This window comes from Brachyspira sp. (genome assembly GCF_029258575.1).
GTDB lineage: Bacteria > Spirochaetota > Brachyspiria > Brachyspirales > Brachyspiraceae > Brachyspira.
Map to the genome: position 1 here is coordinate 1 of NZ_JARHYI010000133.1, position 9874 is coordinate 9874.

Genomic DNA, 9874 nt, shown 5'->3' on the forward strand with positions numbered 1-9874 from the left:
AAACATTTTCATTTATTTATTAAAGAATGTCAATTTCGCTTTAATACTCCAAAAGTTGAAAAACAATTAGAAATAGTATATAATTTAGCAAAGAAGGAGCTTTTTTAGTTATCTAGGACAGCCCCTAATATTTTATAATTGAAAATTTAATTATTCTAATTTAGAATGCGAAAAATAATAATACATACAGAGGGTAAAAACATGAAAAATATTCTTTCCATTATTTATATTTTTCTCTTAATAGTTTCAATAATTTCCTGCGGTAAAAACAAAGAAACAAATAAAACAGCACAAAATACTAATGAACAAATAACTGCTTCATCAGACAATCAAAGTAAACAAATAAATAATCAAAAAGAATTCTTTGATATGAAATATGTTTATAAAGGCATTAGAGTAGATAAAGCTAAATTTGATGAAGAGCTTAAAAATGTAAGAGAAAATAATGAAAAGACAAAAAGAAATTTTGATTTTCTTAATAGAAAATTTGCGAATGATGATGAAAGAAAAAAATATTCTATAGAGTTTATATCAAATGTTAATTATGATCCATTTAGTGAAACATTCAGCAGTTTGGATATGTATAATGAAAATTTTACAGATTATTATGCTGATGAATATTTGTATGTAGAGCAGAATTTAGCATTAAAAAAAGCAAGAGAGGAATTATTAAAATTAAGTAAAAAAGATGCTGATGTTTATTTAGCTTTGTTCTTATCGCATTTTGCTACAGATTCACTTTATTATTTTGAAGAAGAAAAAAAGTATTTAATAGAATGGAAAAAAGCAGGCGGTACTAATATTGCTATGATGATGAGAGAATATGATGATGCGAATGTGTACAGCAATAAAATGAAATTAGTTGATTATATAATAAAATCCCCTAATTCTTTAAGGGCAGAAAAATTAGTCGCTGATGCTTATAACAATGGTTTCTATAGATACATTGTAAAAGATACTGGATATATAGATTTATTTAATGAAAATAATTATTCCTTAACTTCAATTGAATACGAAGGTACAGCTAGAATGTCTTCATTAATGATAATAGAGGAAATAGCTAATACAAATATAATGAACAAATATATCAAAACTTATATAAATAATAGATTAGCTAATGATGATATACAAGACTATTTAGAATATTATCAAAATTATTACAATCCTAATACCGTTTATTGTTATAACGATTTGAACAACCTTAATTTATTTGAGTTTAAAAAGAATACATTTTTAATTGAAAGCACTATGAACGGATTAGTAAATATGCATTATTATAATCCTGAGTTTATGAAAGATAATTTATATGCTTCATTTAAAGAGATAAAAAATTATAATTTCAGACTTGGAGATATAGATAAAGTAAAATCTGCTGAAATTAATTCAATTTCTACAAATGATTTGAAAGATTATACTAAAGGCTCTCAATTTATAGATTCATCTAACTTTGATATAGAACAATATTTATCTTATGTAGCCAGTAAAATGTATTATCCTTTGCATAGTGTATCTTTCTTCTTATGTGATATAAATAATGACGGCAAAGAAGAATTAATGCTTTCAGGAGAATATATAAGTTCTGCAGGAAGAGGCGGTATAGCACATTATACCTTACTTTTAAAAGATAATTTGGAAATAGATTTTGATTCAGAAACAGGACTGCTTATTAATAATCCTGATTTTCAAGTTTTGGAATGTACTCAAAAAATATACACAGAAAATGGCAAAAATAAAATTCTTTTATTGGATACTCTTAATAATAAAGCATGTGATATATTCATTGATAATAATGAAATAAAGAATGCAGAAGTTTTTGATTATATTACATATAGTTATCAGCCTAAATTGGAATGGAAAGGTAATATACTTGACGGAGTACCTGAAGGAGCTTTAAAAACTGATGCCAGCTTTGACATGTCTAAAGCAGAAAATGCATCGGACAAAGCAATAGTATCTGACAGAACTTTGAGAGTAGCTGACAAACTTATAAGCGATGCGTATTTCGCTAAGAAAGAAACTTTGGATAAAAAAGGTCAGGAAGAATTATTGGAGCAAAGAAGATCAGAAATAAAAGCTATTCAGGAAGCAAAAGGCGATATAAAAAAAATAGAAACTGAAATGCTTAAGATTTTGAATATACAATAATAAAAAAATTATGAATACCATTATCCTTCTATAATTAATTTTTAGTTATAGAAGGATTTTTTATAAACAAAAAATTTATATATAAAAATAAAATTAGATTAATGAAGATAAATAATTATTAACCGTTAAAAAAGTAAAGAAATATTTTTTTAATAAAATAAATGGTATATAAGAAAATATAATTCCAAATAAACTAGAAAATATAAAAAATATTAATGAGAAAATTATAGAATATATTTAAACAGCTATATTATTTTTCCTCTTTTTATATTACTCTTTTTTGTTTCATTATAATCATTATCTTTTAAATTATAAGTTATAAATATTTCTGATAATATCAATATTGCTTCATCTGAATAATCGTTATGTTCTATTATAAAAACCAATATCCTCGCATGTATCAAATAGCATCTACATAGTTAAATTATTATTTTCTTCTGCAGTGCTTTCTATAGTATCCGTTAACTGATAAAATAATTCATCACAAGTTTTATAATATTTAAGCATAATAATCCAATTTATAATAAAAATTAATTATTTATCTTTTCTAAAACTTCATCTCTATTTTGTTTTGCCTTTTCATAATCAGGAAATATTTCCAAAGCCTTATCATAATCTTTTAAAGCCTCTTCATATAAAGAGATAGTATATTTTATGAAACCTCTATTATTATAAGCATCAGCAGAATTAGGATTTAACTCTATAACCTTATCATAATTTTTAATTGCCTCTTCATAGTTTTTTAAATTATAAAAAGATAATGCCTTATTAAAGTAAGCATCAATATGATTGCTATTCAATTTTAATACTATATCATAATCATCAATAGCTTCCAAATGTTTATTAATATTATTTTTAGCCAATGCCCTATTATAATATGCATCAATATATTGAGGCTCTATACTGATAGAAATATTAAAATCCTCTATAGCTTCTTTATAAAGCCCCAAAGTACTTTTCGAATTTCCTCTATTATTATAGGCATAAAAATACTGTGGAGATAATTCTATAGCTCTGTCAAAATCTTCAATAGATTGCTTATAAAGTCCCAAATTATATTTTGCTGTTCCTCTATTATTATAAGCATCTGTATATTCATCGTATATTTCTAAGGCTTTATTTATATCATCTATAGCTTCATTATACATTCCAAGCCCTATTTTACAAATACCCCTGCCATTATATGCATATGAACTATTAGCATTAGAGATTTCTAAAACTTTATCATAGTAGAAAATAGCTTCTTCATAAAGACCCATACTTCTTTTTATATCGCCTATACCATTATAAGCATGTATCTCTTTATCATCTAATTCTAATACTTTTTGATAATCTTCTATAGATTCAATATATTTGCCAAACATTAATTTTATAAAAGCTCTATCCATATATGCATCAATATTCATGCTATCTAAAATAATAGATTTGTCAATATCTTTAATAGCCTCTTCATAATATCCCAAATTACCTTTGGCAAATCCTCTGTTATCATAAGCCATTGAATGAGTAGGTATTAATTCTATTACCTTATCATAATCTTTAACTGCCTCTTCATAAAAGCCCAAATTGCATTTACAGTCTGCCCTATTATAATAAAGTTCTGCATAGTTTTCATCTATCTCTGTACCTTTGCTGTAATAATTAATTGCCTCTTCATAAAGTCCTAAAGCCTGTTTAGAAATACCTAAATAATTATATATTTCAGAATTATTACTATCCTCTTCTAAAGCTTTAATAAATAATTCTAATGCTCTTTCAAATTTAGTTTCTCTAAATAATTTTAAGCCCTCTTCAAAGTATGACATTTTATCCCCTTATACAATTATAATTCAATTTTGCTAATATAAAATAAAGTATTATTTTGTCAATATATTTTCACATATATTTTTTTATTATGTTATATTTTACTATATAAATAATGAGGAGTATAATGTATGAATGAAGATATAAAATTTATAATCGACTTTTTGAAATGCGATTATGAGATACTTGAAAGCGGACTTGAAGATGATACTAAAATAATGAATTGGTATAAAGAAAATCTTGAGAAAGGTAAAAAGGAAGGATATACTCCTATTATTATAATACCAAGCGAATATCTTACTGAAACTTTAGAATTATTTTTGGAAGATAATAATATTAAAATTGAAGATTCAAGAAAATTAATAAATGAATATATAGAAAAATCCAAAGAAATAGATTATAAAAAATTTCTAAATCAAAACATAGAAGATATCTATGATGATAAAGAATATATTGAAGAGATAAAAAAATCATTTAATACTCCTATAGTAGAAGACTTTGAAGTATTCAATAGTTTTTGTTCATATTATGATTATGAAACTGAAAGAACTGTTGATTTAATATTAGCAAAAATTCCTACTCTTAACCCTTATGAATTGTCATGCTATATACCTATGGGAGGTTTCAATGATTGTCCTAATCCCGAAAGTCAGGCTTCCATTTTTAAATACTGGTATGAAAAATATAATGCCTATCCTGCTGTAGTGAGTTATGATACTTGGGAGCTTTGGTCAGAAAAAAAACCTCAAACTGAAGAAGAAGCCAGAGAACTTGCTAAAGAACATTATTTCTTCTGCATTGATAGAGTGGATCAATACAGAGAAGATTATGATCATGGAAAATTAGCTGCTACATTATTAAAATCAGATATTTGGTATTTCTGGTGGGATTAACTTATTTCTATAATTGACTTTTATATTTATTTAATTTATAATTATTTTCGATTTTGATTTACTGATATGGAGTATGATGATTCGGGAGTAAAATGGAAAAAAACAATATTCAAAATAATAATACGAATGAAAAAATAAATGCAATAAATCATATAAACAGTAAAATAGGCAAAATATTAGAAAATAATTTAATAGCAAATTTAATAATTGTTTTTATAGGTCTTATTGCTTCAACATTCATTACAGGTACTGTTTTGTTTATGAGTAATAGAATTTTTAGATTCCTTGATAATTCATTTATAGATTCAGGTGAGCTTTTTACTTTATTAATTCCATTTTTACATTTATTTTATTTTTTCTCTTTAAGTTTAATATTTTATATAAATAAGAATTTCAATTTAAAAAACATCTTTATAACATTTCTATCAATTGTTTTTATATTTATTGTAGATTTAAGCAGTGGTTTTTTTATAAGAAGTGTTGCTATAGATAATACTGATTTTTTTAAGCAAATATATACTATAAAATATATATTTAATAATATAATATTTTTTATAATATTAGCTTTATCATATAATGGTTTTCAGGTATTGAATTCTAAAAGCATTTCAGAATTCTTTACTTTTTCTGCTGATATATCAATATTTGCAGGATTAATAGCAGGTATAGTATCAACAGTATTTGGAATATTTGCGGCTATAGTTCTATTTTTAATTGCAGATATTTTAAATGGTATAGATCATGATGTAATAAATACATTAGTAATATTATCAATATCATTCTCCATTTCATTATTTCCATTTTTGGTATATACAGTTTATAAAAATATGAAAACTAATATTTCTATATATTTATCAAGAATATTAATGCCTTTTAGTTTATTATTTATATTTATACTTTTGATTCTTCTCTTAATTCCAGATATAAGCCCTTATGATAATAGAGCTAGTTTTATACTTTATAATATTATGCTTACTGTAATTGTATTAAATATGTTCTTTGTAAGAATTGATTATAAATCTAGCATATTTACTAAAGCTTTATATATTGTTCTTCCTTTAATAGCTATTATTTTTGATATATTAGTATTAACTTCTTCTTTCTATAGATTAATAGAATATGGTATAAGCCCAAATAAAATCACATTGATAGGTACAAATTTAGTTATGCTTGGTAATTTAATTTTTATAACATTTTTTAATATCAAGTCTACACTAATAATATTCAAGAAAAATGATAATATTGCAAATATAAAAGAAATCACTATTGGAGATACTAAATCAGTATTTTATATATATGTTTATGGAGTTTGGGCTTTTATAGTCTGTTTTATAATTCCTTTATTTTACTCTCTTTTAAAATAAGGAGTTAATTAACATAATAAATTTATTATAATTCAAACTTAATTTAAGTTCTTTCATAATGAGATTAAAAATTTTAAAAAAACTTGGGTGGGTATGCTTTTATGATATAAGTAAAAAGGCTAAATAAGCTTTTAAATAAAAATTACTACAATAGATATATAGGGTGGGGTTTTAAATAAAACTAAAAAAATAATTATTAGCGATAAACTTCTTACAACTTAATAAGTTATGATATGCTAGTTTACCGCTAAAAAATTATAATTTAATATTACTATCATTAGATATTATTTTTACTTCAGGATTTATGACAATACCTTTCTGATTATAAACTTCTTCTTTTACCTTCTTCATAAGATTCAAAATATCCATTCCAGAAGCATTATTATAATTCACTATAAAATTGGCATGATAAGGTGAAACCATAGCTCCTCCTACCCTAACCCGTCTCATATTAATTGAATCTATAACCTTACCAGCTATCATATTAGTTTCATAATCATTCAAAAATGTACTTCCAGCAGAAGGATATTTAAACTGATTTTTATTTTTTCTGTCTTTATAATATTTATTCATTTCAGGCTTAATCAACTTTTTTGAAGCTTTATTTAATTTGAATCTAATATCTATTATAATATATTTCTTTTCCTGAAAAATACTTTTTTTGTATGCATATTTACAATCATCAATACCAATATGCATATACTCTATATTATCATCAATTATTCCAACACTGTCTATAAACTCAGATACAGAATGCTCATAACATCTTGCATTCATATAAGCAGCTCCGCCTATACTTCCTGGAAGCCCATATAAAAACTCCAAACCAGTAAAAGCATTTTTATAAGCATATTTTACAACATCCATAACATTAGCACCAGAATAAGCTAAAATATTATGGGAAGTATGCTCGGCTCTGGAAAAAAAACCTGTATAAATAATAGGAAACTCTATTACCTTATCTAAAAATAATATATTGCTTCCGCCTCCCAAAATAATATACCTTTTATTATTATCATTAAGATATTTAATCAAATCTATAAAACCATTAATAGTTTCAGGTATATAAAATTCTGAAGCTTTAGCATTAACTCTAAAAGTATTAAATTTCTTGAGTGAAACATTCTTTCTACTTAAAACACCATTCAAAGATTTAACCATTCTAATAATCCAATAAATATTATTTAATTATAATATAATAACAAATTTTATAAAACTTTACAACAAAATTAATTATATTGACTTTTAAGTGTTTTATAATAAAATGTTATAAATAAATATAAAAGGTATAATATTTATGGATATACTAGATACTATCAAATCTGTTAAAGCACATGATAAATATCAGGCAGAACTAATAAAAGATTTACAAAATAGAATAGAAGAATTAAATTCAATAATAGGCAATTTGGATAATTTAAATAATGAATTAGAAAATGAAAATAAAAAATTAAAAAATCTCATAAAATTTTCTATATGTAAATACCCTCCATATATGCTTTCTGATATGATAAAAGAAATTATGAATATAAATATAGGTTCTTCTAAAATAGTAAGAATAGCTGAAGAAAATAAATTATTTGAATATGAATTCTTAGCTTTAAGAATACCAAGAAAAAGAAATACAAATGATAAATTTGCTTCAACAGTTATATTTTCAATTTTGGGAGTAACAAAAATATTAGATATAATAAAAAACTCATTAAATTTATTTGATAAGTATAATGTAAATATAGAAAATGATTTGGATATATCATTGAAACAGCTGAAAGAAGGAAAAACAGTAAAATACTCAATAAAAGATTTAAGAGTTATGGAAAATGAATGATGATATTATTTTCACTAAAAAAGCAGAAGAACATATTTTATTTTTTAAAAAAACAGATAAAGATATCCTTAAAAGAATTAATGATTTAATAGAAAATATATTAAAAACTCCTTATGAAGGAATAGGAAAACCCAAAGAATTAAAGCATAAATATAAAGGCTGCTATTGAAGAAGAATAAATAAAAAACACAGATTAATATATAAAATAGAAAATAATGATCTAATAATTTTATCATGTAAAGGTCATTATGATGATAAATAAAAAAATCTATTTATAATACCATTTAGGATTTTCTGTCAAAGAAGTATTTAAAAACATATCTTTAATATCTGCATTTATACTCCAAGCATTCAAATCCTGATTAAAATTACAAGCATTCTTAAACATACAAATCATAGATTTAACATTAACAACATTCCATTTATATAAAGGCTGATTGAAAGACTCCGCGCCATAGAACATATAACTCATATCAATAACATTGGCAACATTCCAATCATTAATATTTATATTAAAATTCTTTATATTATGAAACATAGATCTCATATCAATAACATTAGAAGTATCCCATTTCTCTATACCTGAAAAATCTGTACGAACATTATAACTTTCATATTCATTATAAGAACCCTCAAAACATGCAAAATTAGGCTTCTCAAAAAGTATAGACATATCTGTTATTAAATAAGTATCAATATCTCCCAAATATATATTATTATTTTCTATCAGACTTCTTAATTCAATTTTATTTTTTGGTTTATACATAATTAATATCCGTAAATTTAATAAAAAAGTTTCTCTTTCTTAATCAATTTTAATTATTTGATTCATTAATATTATTATTGTTTTCAGGAATAGTTTTATACGCATCATTTATTTCATCTGCTTTATTTTCTTTATTATTCTCTATATCTTCAGAATTATTTATTTCATCTTCCGTATTATTTTTAATTTTATGCATAAAACTATCATCTCTTTTAAAAACATAAATCTCTTTGAATTTCATTTCCTGTTTAAGCAAAATCTCTTTTTCTTTAACAAGTTCAAGCATAGCCAAAAAGAATGTAACAAGCTGTCTTTTGGTAACCCCATCTTTAAATAAAGTAACGAATGGAAAGAAAGCTGTTTCTGATAATTTTATTCTTATCATATCAATAGCATTATCTATATGGAAATTAGACATCCCAGAAAGAACAGCTAAATCTGTTTCAGGGACAAACTGAACCTTTGTGAAAGCATATACTAAATCGTAAAGAGTGATATCTTTCCAAGCTATTTCATTATCATCAGCATTCACAGTTTTGAAGAATTTTACTCTCTCCGTATCCTTTCTTTCGAATATAGAATCAGGTATATCCTGAAAGCTATCAAGTTCCTCAGCAGCCATTTTATATCTTTGAAACTCCAGCATCTGTTCTACTATTTCAAATTTAAGTCTATCTGTAAATTTATCATCCTCTATATCATGAGGAAGAAGCATTCTTGATTTATAAAGATGAAACTCAGAAGCTACAACCAAAAAATCTCCTGTAGAATCTAAATTTAAAGCAGCTTGAACTTTAAGATACTCTACAAACTGATCTATTATCTCAAGTATAGAAACTTCATATATACTCTTTTCACTTCTTTTAAGCATATCAAAAAGTATAGACAATGGTCCTTCATAATCTATACTTGATAATGATACTGTAAACTCTTTATAATTTGGCTTATCATTATTTTGCTGTATATTATTTTCTTCTTTTTTATTTTCTATATTATCTTGCATTATATTCTCTATATTTTCTATATTCTATTGCATAATGAATTATAATATATTATAAAAATATAAAAATTCAAG

9 protein-coding genes and 1 pseudogene are annotated in these 9874 nt (G+C 23.9%); 5 read left to right on the top strand and 5 right to left on the bottom strand.

The window, feature by feature from the left end; all coding sequences use genetic code 11:
• Positions 1-201: 201 nt before the first annotated feature.
• Positions 202-2145: a lysozyme inhibitor LprI family protein gene (locus Q1J76_RS10440; RefSeq protein WP_300370016.1), complete on the top strand. Its 1944-nt coding sequence runs from the start codon at positions 202-204 to the stop codon at positions 2143-2145.
• 245 nt (positions 2146-2390) lie between these two features.
• Here Q1J76_RS10440 and Q1J76_RS10445 read toward each other — a convergent pair whose 3' ends face one another.
• Both Q1J76_RS10445 and Q1J76_RS10450 read right to left on the bottom strand, forming a co-directional pair.
• Complete coding sequence (locus Q1J76_RS10445) at positions 2391-2549, bottom strand: hypothetical protein (protein ID WP_300370017.1); 159 nt, start codon at positions 2547-2549, stop codon at positions 2391-2393.
• 126 nt (positions 2550-2675) lie between these two features.
• Positions 2676-3950, bottom strand: a complete 1275-nt coding sequence (locus Q1J76_RS10450; protein WP_300370018.1) for a tetratricopeptide repeat protein — start codon at positions 3948-3950, stop codon at positions 2676-2678.
• Positions 3951-4079: 129 nt separating this feature from the next.
• Here Q1J76_RS10450 and Q1J76_RS10455 point away from each other — a divergent pair, with 129 nt between their 5' ends.
• Positions 4080-4841: a DUF4253 domain-containing protein gene (locus tag Q1J76_RS10455; RefSeq protein WP_300370019.1), complete on the top strand. Its 762-nt coding sequence runs from the start codon at positions 4080-4082 to the stop codon at positions 4839-4841.
• Positions 4842-4933: 92 nt separating this feature from the next.
• Positions 4934-6205 carry a hypothetical protein gene (locus tag Q1J76_RS10460; RefSeq protein WP_300370020.1) on the top strand — a complete coding sequence of 424 codons (1272 nt, stop codon included), beginning with the start codon at positions 4934-4936 and terminating at the stop codon, positions 6203-6205.
• 255 nt (positions 6206-6460) lie between these two features.
• On the opposite strand, the gene murB is transcribed toward Q1J76_RS10460, so the two are convergent.
• A complete protein-coding gene (gene murB / locus Q1J76_RS10465; RefSeq protein WP_300370021.1) occupies positions 6461-7366 on the bottom strand; it encodes a UDP-N-acetylmuramate dehydrogenase in 906 nt (301 codons plus the stop codon).
• Positions 7367-7502: 136 nt separating this feature from the next.
• Here murB and Q1J76_RS10470 point away from each other — a divergent pair, with 136 nt between their 5' ends.
• Together Q1J76_RS10470 and Q1J76_RS10475 are read left to right on the top strand one after the other, a co-directional pair.
• Positions 7503-8033 (top strand): hypothetical protein, encoded by a 531-nt coding sequence (locus tag Q1J76_RS10470; RefSeq protein ID WP_300370022.1) that lies wholly within the window; start codon positions 7503-7505, stop codon positions 8031-8033.
• Positions 8026-8295 (top strand): annotated as a pseudogene (locus Q1J76_RS10475) (Txe/YoeB family addiction module toxin). The gene Q1J76_RS10470 and the pseudogene Q1J76_RS10475 overlap by 8 nt, the downstream one beginning before the upstream one ends.
• A gap of 6 nt (positions 8296-8301) precedes the next feature.
• Here the strand turns inward: Q1J76_RS10475 and Q1J76_RS10480 are convergent.
• Both Q1J76_RS10480 and Q1J76_RS10485 read right to left on the bottom strand, forming a co-directional pair.
• A complete protein-coding gene (locus tag Q1J76_RS10480; protein WP_300370023.1) occupies positions 8302-8799 on the bottom strand; it encodes a BspA family leucine-rich repeat surface protein in 498 nt (165 codons plus the stop codon).
• A 49-nt stretch (positions 8800-8848) separates the two neighbouring features.
• Positions 8849-9802 (bottom strand): segregation and condensation protein A, encoded by a 954-nt coding sequence (locus Q1J76_RS10485; protein WP_300370024.1) that lies wholly within the window; start codon positions 9800-9802, stop codon positions 8849-8851.
• Positions 9803-9874: the final 72 nt, after the last annotated feature.